Source organism: Plantactinospora endophytica (genome assembly GCF_016862915.1).
Lineage (GTDB): Bacteria > Actinomycetota > Actinomycetes > Mycobacteriales > Micromonosporaceae > Plantactinospora > Plantactinospora endophytica.
The window spans coordinates 181658-196690 of sequence record NZ_BONW01000004.1 but is presented as its reverse complement, the minus strand read 5'-3'; the positions used below and the strand labels follow the sequence as shown (position 1 = coordinate 196690).

Annotated in this window: 14 protein-coding genes; 3 read left to right on the top strand and 11 right to left on the bottom strand. The window is 72.5% G+C overall.

What is annotated here, in order from left to right; translation table 11 throughout:
- Positions 1-144 precede the first annotated feature (144 nt).
- Complete coding sequence (locus tag Pen02_RS06595) at positions 145-393, bottom strand: hypothetical protein (RefSeq protein WP_203865024.1); 249 nt, start codon at positions 391-393, stop codon at positions 145-147.
- A 66-nt stretch (positions 394-459) separates the two neighbouring features.
- Positions 460-1533, bottom strand: a complete 1074-nt coding sequence (locus Pen02_RS06590; protein ID WP_203865023.1) for a helix-turn-helix domain-containing protein — start codon at positions 1531-1533, stop codon at positions 460-462.
- A gap of 519 nt (positions 1534-2052) precedes the next feature.
- On the opposite strand from Pen02_RS06590, the gene Pen02_RS06585 reads away from it, so the two are divergent.
- Both Pen02_RS06585 and Pen02_RS06580 read left to right on the top strand, forming a co-directional pair.
- Positions 2053-3234 carry a PQQ-dependent sugar dehydrogenase gene (locus Pen02_RS06585; RefSeq protein WP_239140156.1) on the top strand — a complete coding sequence of 394 codons (1182 nt, stop codon included), beginning with the start codon at positions 2053-2055 and terminating at the stop codon, positions 3232-3234.
- 126 nt (positions 3235-3360) lie between these two features.
- Complete coding sequence (locus tag Pen02_RS06580) at positions 3361-4998, top strand: metallophosphoesterase family protein (RefSeq protein WP_203865022.1); 1638 nt, start codon at positions 3361-3363, stop codon at positions 4996-4998.
- 184 nt (positions 4999-5182) lie between these two features.
- Here the strand turns inward: Pen02_RS06580 and gatB are convergent, their stop codons facing one another.
- Together gatB and Pen02_RS06570 are read right to left on the bottom strand one after the other, a co-directional pair.
- Positions 5183-6700, bottom strand: a complete 1518-nt coding sequence (gene gatB / locus Pen02_RS06575) for an Asp-tRNA(Asn)/Glu-tRNA(Gln) amidotransferase subunit GatB (RefSeq protein WP_203865021.1) — start codon at positions 6698-6700, stop codon at positions 5183-5185.
- A 71-nt stretch (positions 6701-6771) separates the two neighbouring features.
- Entirely contained in the window at positions 6772-7467 is a 696-nt protein-coding gene (locus Pen02_RS06570; protein WP_203865174.1) for a TetR/AcrR family transcriptional regulator, read from the bottom strand.
- A gap of 116 nt (positions 7468-7583) precedes the next feature.
- On the opposite strand from Pen02_RS06570, the gene Pen02_RS06565 reads away from it, so the two are divergent.
- Positions 7584-9011 (top strand): DHA2 family efflux MFS transporter permease subunit, encoded by a 1428-nt coding sequence (locus tag Pen02_RS06565; protein ID WP_203865020.1) that lies wholly within the window; start codon positions 7584-7586, stop codon positions 9009-9011.
- A gap of 122 nt (positions 9012-9133) precedes the next feature.
- Here Pen02_RS06565 and Pen02_RS06560 read toward each other — a convergent pair whose 3' ends face one another.
- The 7 genes from Pen02_RS06560 to Pen02_RS06530 all read right to left on the bottom strand — a co-directional run bounded on the left by Pen02_RS06560 (position 9134) and on the right by Pen02_RS06530 (position 14889).
- Positions 9134-9817 carry a response regulator gene (locus Pen02_RS06560; RefSeq protein ID WP_203865019.1) on the bottom strand — a complete coding sequence of 228 codons (684 nt, stop codon included), beginning with the start codon at positions 9815-9817 and terminating at the stop codon, positions 9134-9136.
- The gene (locus Pen02_RS06555) at positions 9814-11082 is read right to left on the bottom strand and encodes a sensor histidine kinase (RefSeq protein ID WP_239140154.1); all 1269 of its coding nucleotides are present in this window, start codon (positions 11080-11082) and stop codon (positions 9814-9816) included. The genes Pen02_RS06560 and Pen02_RS06555 overlap by 4 nt, the downstream gene beginning before the upstream one ends.
- Before the next feature lie 510 nt (positions 11083-11592).
- Entirely contained in the window at positions 11593-12330 is a 738-nt protein-coding gene (locus tag Pen02_RS42470) for a DUF1129 domain-containing protein (RefSeq protein WP_203865018.1), read from the bottom strand.
- Positions 12331-12560: 230 nt separating this feature from the next.
- The gene (locus Pen02_RS06545) at positions 12561-13178 is read right to left on the bottom strand and encodes a hypothetical protein (RefSeq protein ID WP_203865017.1); all 618 of its coding nucleotides are present in this window, start codon (positions 13176-13178) and stop codon (positions 12561-12563) included.
- Positions 13179-13181: 3 nt separating this feature from the next.
- A complete protein-coding gene (locus Pen02_RS06540) occupies positions 13182-13511 on the bottom strand; it encodes a YbaB/EbfC family nucleoid-associated protein (protein WP_203865016.1) in 330 nt (109 codons plus the stop codon).
- Positions 13512-13572: 61 nt separating this feature from the next.
- Positions 13573-14499, bottom strand: a complete 927-nt coding sequence (locus Pen02_RS06535) for a WXG100 family type VII secretion target (protein WP_203865015.1) — start codon at positions 14497-14499, stop codon at positions 13573-13575.
- Positions 14500-14568: 69 nt separating this feature from the next.
- A complete protein-coding gene (locus Pen02_RS06530; RefSeq protein ID WP_203865014.1) occupies positions 14569-14889 on the bottom strand; it encodes a hypothetical protein in 321 nt (106 codons plus the stop codon).
- Between the last annotated feature and the right edge of the window lie 144 nt (positions 14890-15033).

The window sequence follows — 15033 nt, the reverse complement described above, 5'->3', positions numbered from 1 at the left end:
GCCGGGCAGTCTCGCACGGTCGGAACGCTGATCCGCCCGGCGACATGCCCGTTTCTTCTGATCAGCACCACTCGCGCGTTACCGAAGCAGATGACCGGTCTGGGTACCCCCCGCTGCGTACCCGGCCAGTTCGGATTCGTACGGTCACACGCAGTTGCCGCAGACGCCGCCGGACTCCTGGAACGAATCGCCGGGCGGCGGATCGTCGCCGGAGGCCGAGGCCGCCCGGTCCGGCCCCGCCCGCCGCCAGTCGGACTCGCCCGGTGCGGCAGCGTCGAGCAGCGACATCGCCCCGGCCAGCACGGTCGCGACGACGATCCTGGCCCCACCTCCCGATCTGGTCACCGCCGCGTCGGCTCCGCCGTCGCGGATCTTTCCCGTCGTACCCGTCATCCGATGCTTGCTCCCTTCCGCCTGTGGTGCTGACATCTCCCGTCCGGCCGGTGGTGCCGCCTCGGCTCACCGGGCCGGTCCGGCCGATCTGTGCACACCGCCCGGCGGCCCCGGAACCGGTACGGCCCGCAGGGCGCCCAGCGCGAGGCCCAACTGGAAGCGGTTCTCGGCACCGACCCGGTCCATCAGGGTGCGCAGGATGTTGGTGACCGAGCGGGCACTGATCCGCATCTGCCGTGCGGCGCTGGCATCCGTGTGCCCCTGTGCCAGCAGGGTGATCAACTGATGCTCCCGGGCGCTGAGGTCGATCTGTGGCATGGCTGGCTCCGATCGCTCGGGGACGGTCCTCCACTGCTGCTCGAACATGGCGACGAAGGTGGCCACCACCGAGGGCTCGGTCACCTCGAGGTAGCCGAGGTTGTAGTCGCCGGGGACCAGCGGAAACAGCGCCACCCGCCGGTCGATCACGATGAGCTTCATCGGTACGGACGACTGCCGGCGGTAGTCCGGCCGGCTCTCCGCCGGCTGCCGGCGGTACGACCGCAGCGGATCCGGGTCCGCCGGCTGCACGCCGAGCACCCGCATCCGTACGCCACGGTCCAGCAACCCCTGGTCGAGCGGCACTCCCGAACGGGCCGACTCCGGCTCGAAGACCTGCTCCGGACTCATCGACAGGTGTTCGTGCCGGGCCAGGCCGACCAGTTGGGCGAGCCGGGCCCGGGTGGCCCGCCGGGTGGGCAGCAGCCGTACGCCGGGGTCGGCGGGCGAGACCCGGGGCAGCCCCGGTCCGGCCGGGTCGCCGGGCGCCGGGCCGGGAACGGGGACGATCCGCCGCACCGCGCCGGTGGACTGGGCGGCGCGGAGCGTCCGGAAGACGTGCCCGGGTGGTCGGGGCGTCCAGACCTGGCAGCCGGGCCGGTCTCCGGGACCGGCGCAGACCGCGTCGACCGCCGCGAGTTCGGCGAGCGCGTCGGTGACCCGCTGCCGGGACAGCCCCAGCCCACGGCCGAGGTCGCCGGCCGCCACGGGCCCCAGGACGAGGAGCGTCCGGTACACCAGATCGGCGTCGGGTGAGCGTCCCAGCCGGACCAACGACGGGACCGACGGCCCGACGAGCAGTTCGTCGCTACTGTGGATCATCGCGCCCCCTCTCCGGCAACAATTCAAGCCGGGCCGGGCAAGTCGGCTCAGGTGTTTTTTCACAGCGCCTTCACCCGCTGCGCGATCCCGCACCGCCGACCGGGGTACGGCGGCCGGATGTCGATCTCCGTCGTTGACCGCAACATCCCGTACGCCCGCAATGACCGGCGTTCCGGCCGGGCACCAATGGGGCACGGAAGGAAGGTTGCGTCGATTTCCGCGTCGGCCGAAAGGCGGCACTCCCGTGCGGAATTACGCAGTGCGGGAAGCGCGCCAGCCCGACCGGCGCGAACGCGGACCGGGGCGGGAACCGGCCGGGGGGCACGGAGACTCTCTCCGCTGACGGGTCGACCGGTGCGGCGACCCGACCGGGCGGCGTCCGGACGCGGCCACGGTCGCGCCGACCGGCGCTCCGGCCAGCGACGACTCCGAAAGACCGGTGGGATGACCGAGGAAAGATCGGTGTGGATGATCGAGCGGACCGACGGCGTACGACGGGATCGGACTACCCTGGTCCGGGTGAGCGCTCGCCCGTACCCCAGACTCAGCCGTCGGCGCGCGGCGGTCGCGCTCTGTGCGGCGGCCGTGCTCGTCACCAGTGGTTGCGCCTTCGGCGAGCCGGAACCGGATCCGGCCGGCGAGCCGCCGAGGTTCCCGACCCCGTCCGTCTCACCCAGTCAGGGTGGAGCCGGGCAGCAGGTGGCGGCGACCGTGCTCGCCCGTCGTTTGCAGATCCCGTGGGGGATCGCCTTCCTGCCCGACGGCGGCGCGCTGGTGACCGAGCGGGACACCGCCAAGATCCTCAAGGTCGGCCCGGAGTCGGACACCAACGGGCTCAGGGTCACCACCGTGCAGACCCTCGACGAGGTCGACGCGGCCGGCGAGGGCGGCCTGCTGGGCATCGCCGTCTCGCCGGCCTACCAGCGGGACAAGACCGTCTTTGTCTACTACTCCACCAGCGAGGACAACCGGGTCGCCAAGCTGACCCTGGGTGCGGAGCCGACGCCGATCGTCACCGGCATCCCGCTCTCCGGCATCCACAACGGCGGCCGGCTCGGCTTCGGGCCGGACGGCTACCTCTACGCCACCACCGGTGACGCCTCTGAGCGTGGGCTGTCCCAGGACCTGAAGAGCCTCGGCGGCAAGATCCTCCGGATGACCGCCGCCGGCAAGCCGGCACCGGGCAACCCGTTCCCGAACTCGCTGGTCTGGTCGTACGGGCACCGGAACGTGCAGGGCATCGCCTGGGACGCCAACAAGCGGCTCTACGCCACCGAGTTCGGGCAGAACCAGTGGGACGAGATCAACCTGATCACGCCGGGCAAGAACTACGGCTGGCCCGAGGTCGAGGGCACCAGCGGGGGCGGCGCCGACGCCGAGAAGTACGTCGATCCGCTGGTCACCTGGAGTACCGCCGAGGCGTCCTGCTCCGGGGCCGCGATGATCGAACGCGTCCTCGTGGCGGCCTGCCTGCGGGGCGAGCGGCTCTGGCTGGTGGAACTCACCGCCGCCGGTACGGTACTTGGCCAGCCCCGCCCGCTGCTGGTCGGCGAGTACGGTCGGCTCCGGACGGCGGTCGCCGCGCCGGACGGCTCGCTGTGGATCTCCACCTCCAACCACGACGGCAAGCGCGACCCGGCCCCCGAGGACGATCGGATCTTCCGGCTGGTCTTCTCCGGCGGCGCGGCCGGCAAGAGCTGACGCCCGACACCCGGGGGCGGGTCCGGCCCCGCCACGCGGGGAGAGCTAGCTCATACCCGCGGTGGAAATGGCGTGCGACCTGCGGCGGGTTTTGAAGATGTCGCTTTGGGCAGGTGATGATTGAGCATGGACAGGCGGAGGAACGACACCGGAGCCGCCGGGGGCACGTCGCCCCCGGCGGCTCGGCGTGTGCTGCGCTGGTCGCGTTCCGCCGTACGTGGCGTCAGGGCCGTGGTGACGTCGAAGCCGAGCCGGCGGACCGGTACGGCGTTGTCGATCATCGCCGTCACGGTGGTCGGGATCGTCGTCGGAGTCCTGCTCGGCGGCCGGATGCAGACCGACATCGGGCCGTTCCGGGCGGAGATGGCGATCACACCGTCGGTCGACGGCGGCACCACCGTCACCATCCCGCCGCTCGGCGCGCTCCAGCTCAGCAGCCACTCCGGCCCGGCACACCTCTCGGTCCGGCTCGGCTCGCTCGACCAGCGCCGCACCGAGGCACTGATCGACGACCCGGCCAGCATCAGCCGGGCCAGCCAGTCCGCCGTCAGCGACGTGACCAACGGCGTGATCCGGGTCGGCGTACGCACGGTCGCGGTCTCCGTACTGGCCAGCATGATCCTGGCGGCGCTGGTGTTCCGGCGTACCCGTCGGGTGGCCTGGTCCGGCGGGCTCGCCCTGCTGATCACCGGCGGCAGCCTCGGCATCGCCGCGCTGACCTTCCGGCCGGACTCGATCGAGGAACCCCGGTACGAGGGACTCCTGGTCAACGCCCCGGCCATCGTCGGCGACGCCCGACGGATCGCCAACGACTACGGCCGGTACGCCGACCAGCTCCAGCGGATGGTCGGCAACGTCAGCCAGCTCTACACCACCGTCTCCACCCTGCCGGTCTTCGACCAGGAGCAGGGCACCGTACGCGTGCTGCACGTCTCCGACCTGCACCTGAACCCGACCGCCTGGCAGGTGGTCCGGACCGTGGTCGAGCAGTTCAAGATCGACGTAGTGATCGACACCGGGGACATGACCGACTGGGGCAGCGAGCCGGAGGCGTCCTTCGTCGGCTCGATCGGCCTGCTCAAGGTGCCGTACGTCTTCATCCGGGGCAACCACGACTCGCCGGCCACCGCCGCCGCCGTCGACCGGCAGCCGAACGCCGTCGTACTCGACAACTCGATCGTCAACGTCGCCGGGCTGACCATCGCCGGCATCGGCGACCCCCGCTTCACCCCGGACAAGGAGACCTCGCCGGCCGGGTCCGGCGCCCTGCCGCAGACGGTCGACCAGGTGACCGGGGCCGGCGAGAAGTTGGCCTCGACGATCCGGGCCTCCGGCAAGCCGGTCGACATCGCCCTGGTGCACGACCCGGCGTCGGCCGAGGCGCTCTCCGGCGTCACACCGCTGGTGCTGGCCGGGCACACGCACAGCCGCGAGGTGCGTGAACTGCCACAGGTGCCGGGCGCGATGCCGACCCAGCTCCAGGTGCAGGGCTCCACCGGCGGGGCCGGGCTGCGTGGCCTGGAGGGCGACAAGCCGACCCCGCTGGCGATGTCGGTGCTCTACTTCGACCAGCAGCGGGCGCTACAGGCGTACGACGACATCCTGCTCGGCGGCACCGGCGAGGCGCAGGTCAACCTGGAACGGCACGTGGTCGAGAAGCCGGAACCGCCGACCCCGGCAACCCCGACCCCCGGCACGCCGACCCCGGCCAGTCCGATCCCGCCGGCCGGTGCCCCGCCACCGGACCCGACCCCCACCGGCTGACGCCGCCGCACCGATTTCGGGTACGCCGACGGCGCCCCGGCCCCCGCAGATGAGCCGGCGGGTTCCGACCCCCGGGTACGCCGAAGGGCTCCGGCCCCGCGCGGATCGCGACGGGACGGAGCCCTTTGCGTACCGGTCAGCCCTCGACGCCGAGCCGGGATCAGCCCTCGACGCCGAGCCGGGATCAGCCCTCGACGCCGAGCCGGGACAGGATCAGCGAGCGGACGGTCTTCGCGTCCGCGCCCCGGGTGCTCTTCATGACGGCGCCGACCAGCGCGCCGGCCGCCGCCACCTTGCCGTCGCGGACCTTGGCCGCGATGTCCGGGTTGGCGGCGATGGCCTCGTCCACGGCGGCGGTCAGCGCGCCGGTGTCGGAGACCACCTCCAGGCCGCGAGCGGCCATGATCTCGCTCGGCGAGCCCTCGCCCGCCACCACACCCTCCAGCACCGTACGGGCCAGCTTGTCGTTGAGCTTGCCCGCGTCCACCAGCTTCTGCAGCTCGGCCACCTGCGCCGGGGTGGCACCGACGGCGGCCAGCTCGACGCCGGCCTCGTTGGCCCGCCGGGACAGCTCGCCCAGCCACCACTTCCGGGCACCGGCCGGAGTGGTGCCGGCGGCCACGGTCTGCTCGATCAGCTCGACCGCACCGGCGTTGAGCACCGACTGCATGTCGTGGTCGTTCAGGCCCCACTCCTGCTGCAACCGCCGCCGGTGCACCCGGGGCAGCTCCGGCAGCGCCGCCTTAAGCTCGGCCACCCAGTCCGTGTCCGGGGCCAGCGGCACCAGGTCGGGCTCGGGGAAGTAGCGGTAGTCGGTGGCGGTCTCCTTGGACCGGCCCGAGGTGGTGTCGCCGGTGTCCTCGTGGAAGTGCCGGGTCTCCTGGACGATCCGGCCACCGCCGTCGAGCACGGCGGCCTGGCGCAGCATCTCCGAACGGACGGCCCGCTCGACCGAGCGCAGCGAGTTGACGTTCTTGGTCTCGGTCCGGGTGCCCCACTCGGCGGAGCCGGCCGGCGACAGCGACGTGTTGACGTCGCAGCGCAGCGAGCCCTCCTCCATCCGGACGTCGGAGACGCCCAGCGAGCGGATCACGTCGCGCAGTTCGGTGACGTACGCCCGAGCCACGATCGGGGCCTGCGCGCCGGTACCGGCGACCGGCTTGGTGACGATTTCGACCAGCGGGATGCCGGCCCGGTTGTAGTCGACAAGCGACTCGGTCGCGCCGTGGATCCGCCCGGTGGCCCCGCCGACGTGCAGGCTCTTGCCGGTGTCCTCCTCCAGGTGCACCCGCTCGATGCCGACCCGGAACAGCTCGGGCTGGCCGTCCTCGCCGACGATCTCCACGTCGAGCCAGCCGTCCACGCAGAGCGGCTCGTCGTACTGGCTGATCTGGAAGTTCTTCGGCATGTCCGGGTAGAAGTAGTTCTTCCGGGCGAACCGGCCCCACGGCGCGATCGAGCAGTTCAGCGCGAGGCCGATCCGGATGGTCGCCTCGATCGCCGCCTTGTTGGCCACCGGCAGCGAGCCGGGCAGCCCGAGGCAGACCGGGCAGACCCGGGTGTTCGGCTCGCCGCCGAAGTCGGTCGGGCAGCCGCAGAACATCTTGGTCTTCGTGCCCAGTTCGACGTGGGTCTCCAGGCCGATCACCGGGGCGTAGCGCTCGACGACGTCGTCGTACGAGGGCAGGACGGTCGTGCTCATCAAGACTCCAGCTCTCGGGCGGCAGCCGGCCCCCCGGCGGCATCCGGACAGAACCCTGCAAGCCTAGTCGTTCACCCCGCCCGGCCTCGTCCGGGTTTCACCGCCGGGCGGACCGCGCGGACCCCGGCGACGATCAGGTCCACGGCCAGTTCCGGGTCGCGTTGTCCGCTGGTGCAGTGCACCAGGGCGTCGGCGGCGGCGACCACGTGCGGGTAGCGCCGGGGCGGGAGCGCCGCGAGCGAGAGCCGCTTGGCCCGCAGCCGGTCCTCCCGGGCCTCGGGGTCCAGGGTGTCGGCGCCGGCCGGGTCGGGGGTGACGATCGCGATCAGCGAGCAGAGGACCTGGCTGCCGACCTCGGCGGACTGCTCGGCCGAGAAGCCCGCCTCGGCGAGCAGCCCGAGGGTGCGTTCGGCCAGGGCCAGCCCCGGGTCCGAGGCGAAGATCCGGGTGAGGGTCAGCCCGGCGACGTTGGGGTGCGGCGACAGCGCGGCGAGGATCGCGGCCAGCAGCTCCCGGAACTGTTCGGGCCAGGGCGCGTCGCTGGGCTCGGGCACCACGACTGAGGCGAACAGGTGTGCGGCCAGCGCGTCGAGCAGCTCGTCCTTGTCCCGGAAGTGCCGGTAGAGGGCCATCGGGGTGACGCCGTGGCTCTGGGCGAGCCGCCGGACGGTCACCGCCGGCAGTCCCTCGGCGTCGGCGAGTTCCAGGGCGGACGCCACCAGCCGGTCCGGGTCGAGCCGCCGCTGCCGGGACGTGTCCTTGCTCATACTTGCCACACCGCGAAGTATACACCGTAGACTTCCTTGTCTACGGTGCATACGTACGGCGTAGACGTATGGCGTACACATCTTCCATGGTCTCGGCTTCGGCAAAGAGGTAGCTAATGCGACGCAGTCCCTGGGCCACCCTCGCGGTGTTGGCACTCGCGCAGTTCATCGTGGTGCTGGACGTGACGATCGTGAACGTCGCGCTCCCGCACATCCAGACCGACCTGGGCTTCACGCCCGACAGCCTGCAATGGGTGATCAGCGCGTACACGCTGCTCTTCGGCGGTTTCCTGCTGCTCGGCGGGCGGGCCGCCGACCTGCTCGGCCCCCGGCGGGTCTTCGTCGCCGGGCTACTGCTCTTCGGCGCCGCCTCGATGGTCGCCGGCCTCGCCGACTCACCCGGCTTCCTGATCGGCGCCCGCGCCGTACAGGGACTGGGCGGCGCCATGCTCTCCCCCGCCGCGCTCGCCATCCTCACCGTCACGTACCCGCACGGCCGGGAACGCAACATCGCGATGGGCGTCTGGGGTGGCCTCGCCGGGCTCGGCGGCACCCTCGGAGTGGTGGCCGGCGGTCTGCTCGTCGACTCGCTGACCTGGCGCTGGGTCTTCTTCGTCAACGTGCCGATCGTGCTCGCGCTGGTCGCCGTCCTGCCCACCTTCGTACGGGACATCCGGCACGACCAGACCGGCCCGCGCACCTTCGACGCGGCCGGCGCACTGCTCGGCACCACCGGGCTGCTCGCGGTCGTCTTCGGAGTCGTACGCGCCGAGCCGAGCGGCTGGGGCTCGTTCGAGGTGCTCGGCTTCCTGATCGGCGGCACCGCCCTGCTTGTCGCCTTCGTCGCCGTCGAGGCGCGCTCGGCCGCCCCGCTGGTGCCGCTGCGGCTGTTCCGGTCCCGGGCGCTGGGCGTGTCGAGTGCCGCCCTGGCGCTCAACGGTGCCGCCTTCCTCGCGATGTTCTTCCTGACCGCGATCTACCTCCAGCAGGTACGCGGCGACTCGGCGCTGGAGGCCGGACTGCACTTCCTGCCGATGGGCTTCACGGCCATCCTCGGCGCAGTACTCGCCAGCCAGCTCGTGCACCGGCTCGGCACCCGTACCGTGCAGCTCGCCGGCGCCGCCGTCGGCCTGGCCGGCCTGCTGCTGCTCAGCCGGGCCGGAGCGGCCGGCGACTACACCACCGAACTGCTGCCCGGACTGCTGCTCTTCGGCTTCGGCATCGTCACGCTGAGCGTGCCGGCCCAGATCGTCGCGGTGGCCGACGTGGCGAACCACGAGGCGGGCGCGGCCTCGGGCGTGCTGAACGCCTTCTTCCAGGTCGGTGGCGCACTCGGGCTGGGCGTCGTCACCACGCTGTCCAGCAGCCGGGTCGGCGACGCGCTGGCCCAGGGAGCCGGCCAGCAGCAGGCGCTGGTCGAGGGCTTCCACCGTGGACTGCTGGTCGCCGCCGTGTTCGCGGCCGTCAACATCGCCCTCACCCTGGCCGCCCCGCAGCTCCGGCCGGACGCCGAGCAGGTAGCCGAGGCGGCGGCGGTCGGCTGACCCCGGAACGCCCGCCACCTCCCCTCGCCGGGTCGGGGTGCCGCCCGTCGGGGCGGCGCCCCGACCCGGCGATCCCGGCCGCCTCGGCGCCTCCGCCTCCCGACCCCACCGACCGCACCGGCTCAGTCCGGCGGTTCGGCCGGGGTGCCGGGGCGGACCAGGCCGGTCTCGTACGCCAGGATCACCAACTGGACCCGGTCCCGGACGCCGAGCTTGCCGATCGCCCGGGTGATGTGGGTCTTGGCGGTCAGCGGACTGATGAACAGCCGCCCGGCGATCTGGTCGTTGGTCAGCCCGGTGGCGACCAGCCGGAGCACCTCGCGCTCCCGTTCGGTGAGCACCGCCAGCCGCGCCCCGGTGTCGGTCGCCGCCACCGGCCGGTGCGCGAACTGCTCGACGACCCGGCGGGTGACGCTCGGCGAGAGCAGCGCCTCGCCAGCGGCGACGATCCCGACCGCCTGACGGAGCTGCGCAGGCTCGATCTCCTTGGTGAGGAACCCGCTGGCTCCGGCACGCAGGGCGGCGAAGACGTACTCGTCGGTCTCGAACGTGGTCAGGATGATCACCCGACAGCCGGACATCGCCGGGTCGGTCACGATCCGTTCGGTGGCTGCGAGACCGTCCAGGCCCGGCATCCGGATGTCCATCAGCACCACGTCCGGACGCAGGGTACGGGCCAGCCGGACCGCCTCGTCGCCGCTGGCCGCCTCGCCCACCACCTCGATCTCCCGCCCCCGGCGCAGCAGGCTGCGGAACCCGGCCCGCACCAGGGCCTGGTCGTCGGCGAGCAGCACCCTGATCGTCACGGCCGGAAGCCTGCCACAGGAATCGTCGCGCGCACCGCGTAGCCACCGCCGTCGGCCGGGCCGGCGGTCAGGGTGCCGCCGAGGGCGGTGACCCGTTCCCGCATCCCGTTGACGCCGTGCCCCGGCACCGAGCCCGGACCGGGACCGATGCCGTCGTCGACCACCTCCACGCCGACCTCGTCGTCGGTGATCGTCAACCGCACTATGGCCCGGTGGGCAGCCGCGTGCTTCACCGTGTTGGTCAGCGCCTCCTGGATCACCCGGTAGCAGGCCAGCGCCACCGGCGCGGCCACGGTGCCGGGCTCGCCGGTGACGTCGAGGACGACCTCCAGGCCGCTGGCCCGGGTCCGGGTGGTGAGTTCGGCCAGGCCGCCGAGGTCGGCCTGCGGGGCCGGGACGGCGCCGGCAGCGGACCGGTCGTCCGGACCACGCAGTACGTCGATCAGCGACCGCAGGTCGGCCACCGCCTTGGCCCGGATCTCCTGCGCGGTACGCAGCGCGGCCCGCGCCTCGTCGGTGGAGTCGTCCAGTGCCTCGTCCACCACCCGCAACTGCACACCCACCACGGTCAGCGTGTGCGCCACCACATCGTGCAGCTCACGGGCGATCTGCAACCGCTCCTCCGCCGTACGGCGCCCGGCCTCCAGCCGCCGCTCCTGCTCGGCGTGCGCCAGCCCGGCGGCGAGTTCGGTACGCCAGCGCAGCCAGTTCCGGAGGGCGACCGCGACCGCGATCGTCAGGGCCAGGCCGAGCGCCTCCCCGCCGACCTCGCCGATCGCCCGCTGCACGTCCTGGCCCTCCGACGTCCACTGCCAGTTGACCGCGAAGACCAGTTGGAACAGTCCGGCTCCGACCGCCCAGCGCAGGCCGTGCCGCCGGGGCGTGTCGTCGGCCGCCAGCAGGAAGAAGATCACCGATGCCGGCCACACCCAACCGGCCCCGGTCAGGTCGGCGATCCGGAACGCCGTGACAGCCGCCAGGCTGGCCAGCAGCACCGCCACCGGCCAGCGGCGACGGAGCAGCAGGAACAGGCCGAGCCAGGCGGCCAGCGGCAGGGTGCCCTCGTAGGTGATCGGCGCCCCGGCGACGGCGGTGCCGACCGGTATCCCGACCAGGGTCAGGGCGACCAGGGCCGAAGTATTCCAGCGCGGCCGGCGCCGCATCGCCGGAACACCCGTCCCGCCCTCGTCGCCCGCTGTCACGTTCCGATCATGCCCCTCCGCCGGCCGGACCGGTTCCGCCGTCGGCGGGATCGTCGCTGTCATCGGTTGCCCTCCTCCGCTAGCGCTGTGTCGAGCCTCTGCCGCCTTGACGGCCACCGCCCTGCCCGGCGCGCACATCGCCGCCCTGCCGGGCGCACTACGCCGCCGCCTTTCGTGACCGGCAACGGCCGTCGCCTCTCGTGACCGGCAACGGCCGTCGCCTCTCGTGACCGGCAACGGTCGCCGCCCTGTGTGGCGGGCTACGGTCGCCTGCCTGTGTGGCGGGCTCTGGCATCGACGCTAGGCGGGCGGGTGCGGTCACCGCGTCGGCCGACGATCGTCATCCACGACTGCGCGGATGGAGCACGACGTACGCCAGGCGGAGTAGCGGACGGCCGGATGGCGGGTTTCGGGAGAGGGCGGCCCGCGAGAGGGGACGACAGCCCGCTAAGGAGAGGACGGCCAACTGGGAAGTGCAGGACGGCAAGGGCAGCCGGTCCCGGCTGATTCCGGTGGAGGGCGGACGGGGAGGGCCAGGACAGCGGACTGGGGAGGAGAGGATGGCGGGTGGGGTCAGGAGGTGCCGGTGGCGTCCAGCAGGACGGCGATGGCCACCACGCAGAGCAGGGCGACCGGCAGGCCCCAGCGGACGGTGCGGGTACGCCAACCCGGGGCGGGCGCCGAGCTTCCGGCGTCGGTGGCCCGCGCGGGTGCCCGGTCGGCGAGCAGTCGGCCGGAGGCTAGCGGCCACCACGCGGCCAACAGCAGCAGCAGACCGGCCCCGAGCAGCAGCCAGCCCGGTACCCGTACCGCCACCTGTTGCCAGACCAGCACCGGCACCGTCGTCACGGCGATCGCGGCGGCACCGACCAGGCCGAACCGCCAGTCGGGAGTCGGCCGGTACGCCCGGGCGGGCCAGAACAGCCACGCGGCCACGAGCACGATCCCGGCCACCCCGGCCAGAGCCGAGACGACCTGCCCGACGGTGAGCGCCCCGCTGCCGTCCCCGGTCGTCGCCTCCACCCCGGCGAGCAGGGCCATCACCCCGACCAGGGTGCTGGCGGCCACGAAGGCGCCCAGCCACGGTGACCGTACCGCCGACTCCGGTTCGGCCGCCCGGTACCCGTCGGCGAGCGCCACCGCGTACTCGGTCGGCTCGCCGAACGCGTCGGTGGGATCGGTCCCCGGCTCCGCGCAGTACGCGTCGACCTCGGCCAACGCCGCGCCGATCTCGGCACGGGGCAACCGGCGCCGCCGGGCCTCGGCGACGAAGACCCGCCGCCAGTCGTCCCGTGCCGAACTCCGGGTCATCTTCGGACCTCCTCGGCGACCGGCGGTCCCGGTACCCGTCGTCATCGGGTCACGGTAGCCCGCCCCGGCCACGCCGCCCCGATCCGGCCACACCGCCCCGAGCCGGCTGGCTGGCCACGCCACTTCGGGCTGGCCACGTCACCCCGAGCCGGCTACACAACTTCGAGCCAGCCACAGCGCCCCGATCCGGCCACGCCGCTTCGGGCCAGACGCACCAATTCGGGCCGGGCTCAGCCGCCGAGGGCGGCCCGGAGTTCGTCGGCCCGCCGGCGGCCCAGGCAGAGCGGGCCGGTCAGCTCCAGCCAGGAGTTGTCCCGGAAGGTCACCCGGAGCCGGGCGCCGTGCAGCCGGTGCCAGCGGCGCCGCGCCCCGGCGACGACCGCCCGGTCCACCGTCCACAGTGGCTTCAACTTCGCCGCCACCAACGGCTTGGGCGGCTGCCCGAACGGTCGTATCTCGGTCGAGCGGCCGATCCGGTAGACCACGAACCGCCGGTCGGTGACCACCGCCAGCAGCCGCTGGTCGGTCGCCACCGCCCGGACGTAGTCGGCGGCGACCGAGTCGAGCCGGCCCCGGGCGGCACGCCCGAAGAAGAGCCGGATCAGCCAGTCGGTCGGGCCGCCGCCACCGATGTTGTCGATCGCCTCGACACCGCTGAGCGCGACGTTGGCCAGCCCCATCCCGGCCACCTTCGCCCCGTCGCCGGGGGACGGCTCCGGCGGTCGGGGCGGCGGGTCCGGCGCCAGGCCATGCGGGCGCTTGGCCTCACTGAGCGCGAGGATCGCCTCGCCCGGCTCCAGCTTGCTGGTAACCGCGTCAGCGTAGCGGTGGCGGTAGTCGGTCGACATCGGTCAGCTCAGCGGATAGTCGTCGGCAGCGCTGCCCAGCACCTCCCGCATGGAGTCCTGCAACCGCCGGGTCGCCTCCCGCTGCGCCCGCCGGATGGTGCCGGTGATCTCCGAGCCGAGCTGCTCGGGGCTGTATCGCATGCCCCGGGAGGTGATGTCGACCCGGTCCACCCGACCGCCGTGGTCGACCGTGACCCGTACGGCGCCGCTCTCGCTCTCCAGTTCGACCGGCTGCGCCTGGAGTTCCTCGATCCGCCGGTTCATCTGGAACTGGAGGTCGTCCAGACCGTTCGCGAGCTGCTCCAGCCGATCCAACGCGGGATATTCCGCCACGTCGTCCTCTCCTACCCTCGTCCGCTTCGGTGCACGGGCTACCGGTCCGCCGGGCGGCCGGTCAGCCCACCGAGTCGATCAGATCCTGCGCACTCTTGGTGTACGGGCCGATGTCCTGCCGGTACGTGCCGTCGGTCGCGTAGTTGCGGTCCTTCTGCCCGTCCGAGATGTCGTGCATGCCGACGGCGGTGTCCAGCACCGCACCGCCCTTGCCGCTCAGGTTGACCGGCGAGATCTGGTTGAAGACGAAGCGGGGTACGCCGACCTTGAGGCTGTGCTCCGCCAGGATCGCCCGCCCCTGCGCGGTACGGCCCTGTTGCCGCCAGACGGCGTACTCCTTCTTCAGTTTGCGCAGCTCCATCACCCGCTGACGGTAGCGGGTGAGGATCGCCTTGACGTCGTCCAGCTTGCGGGCCAGCTTCACCAGGATCCGGACCAGCTTGCTGACGATCCGGGCACCCCGGCCCAGCGTCAACGCCAGCCGGGCCAGCCAGCGTACGACGAAGGCGGCGATCGAGGCGCCGAAGCTGAAGAACGCCGCGGCGGCGGCGATGATCGCCTCGATCAGGAAGGCGGTCAGGAACTCGAAGATCAGCTCACAGAGCAGGTTGAACGCGTCGACGGCCGCGTTCGCCGCCTCGACGAGTACCTCCTTGGCCGCGTTCAGGCCCTCGGCGAGCTGCCGGATCGTCTGCTCGACGTTGGTCAGCCCGGTCTGGAACGCCTCCTGGGCGCTGCCGCCCCAGGCCGGCGGCTGGAGCTGCGCCCGGTCGGCCTGCTGCTGCGCCGCGATGCCGAGCACGTCCGTGGAGGCCGCGAGGCAGCGCTCCGCGCCGCGCATCAGGTCGTCGGGGTCGCCGGCCACCTGTTCGAGGAGCTGCTCGAACGGCGACAGCACCGTACGGGTGAATCCCTGGAGCGGTTCCGGCACGGAGCCGATGAACTGCTCGAAATAGTTCTTGCTGCGTTCGAGCGCGACGGTCGACACTCGACCCTCCCCCTTGTCGGTCTTCTGCGTGCTCGTCGTTCGTCTACCCGTGGCCGGCGCGGCGGCCGGTCAGCCGCCGCCGAACCGGGCCTGCGCGGCGGCGTCGCTGTTGAGGTACGAGTCCCGCTCGGCGGTGACCGCGTCGGCGATCACCTCCATCACCTCGACCCCGTCCGCCAGCGCCGCGAGGCACTCGTCCAGACAAGTCTCGTACTGCTCGTAGAGGGTGAACGAGGCCGGCATGATGCCGAAGGACGAGCGGCCGACGGCGCCGTCCCGGAGCCGGCCACGGATCTCGTCGAAGTCGTCCGCACGGGCGAAGCTGGTCTTGGAGAAGGTCTCCAGCGCTGTCGGGTCTACCGTGAACCCGTCACCTGAACCGCCAGTCATGTCAAGGCACCCTAATAGATCACTTCGGTGCGTTTGGCCCGCCTGCCGGGGATCGGGACCGAAATTTCGGCCGCGTTTGCCTGACCGGCACGGCCCGGGGTCGGCCGGCCACCGGACGTGGTCGGGGATCGCCTCACGGCGCGA